The organism is Xenorhabdus innexi (genome assembly GCF_002632485.1).
Lineage (GTDB): Bacteria > Pseudomonadota > Gammaproteobacteria > Enterobacterales > Enterobacteriaceae > Xenorhabdus > Xenorhabdus innexi.
The window spans coordinates 1-422 of record NZ_NIBU01000274.1 but is presented as its reverse complement, the minus strand read 5'-3'; the positions used below and the strand labels follow the sequence as shown (position 1 = coordinate 422).

Below are 422 nucleotides of genomic sequence, written 5' to 3'. Positions count from 1 at the left end.
CGCCAGCGCCGGGTTGCTGATGCGGGTATGCTGCACCTCAAAACGCAGCTGCCGCAAATCCGGCCGGCAGGGAATGGTGGCGACCGCCGCCTGTGTCAGTCCTTTGGATAACCGGTGCACCATCGCCCACCAGACCGGCACCGCCGCGGTCTGGTTATTCAGGCTGGACATCACCGGCGCATAACCACTTTTCTCAGGAGCGGCCGGTGTCCAGGTGCCACAGCTTTTGGCCCGGGAGGGGTCATACTGAAGGGTGGTCAGGCTGACACTGACCAATGGCACACAGCAGAACACCATCACGAAAAACGCCCCGTAGAGTGTATTCTCAAGCCGGGCCAGTGACTGCAAACCGCCGGCGCCGTCTTCTTCACCCCCCTCCCGTACCTGCAACCAGACCGTAATCACTTTCACCACCAACGGCA

General features: G+C 61.6%; 1 protein-coding gene. It reads right to left on the bottom strand.

The genetic code is table 11. The features are described from left to right. On the bottom strand, positions 1-422 hold a 422-nt coding region (locus tag Xinn_RS21570; RefSeq protein ID WP_211286054.1), incomplete at both ends, for a conjugal transfer protein TraG N-terminal domain-containing protein.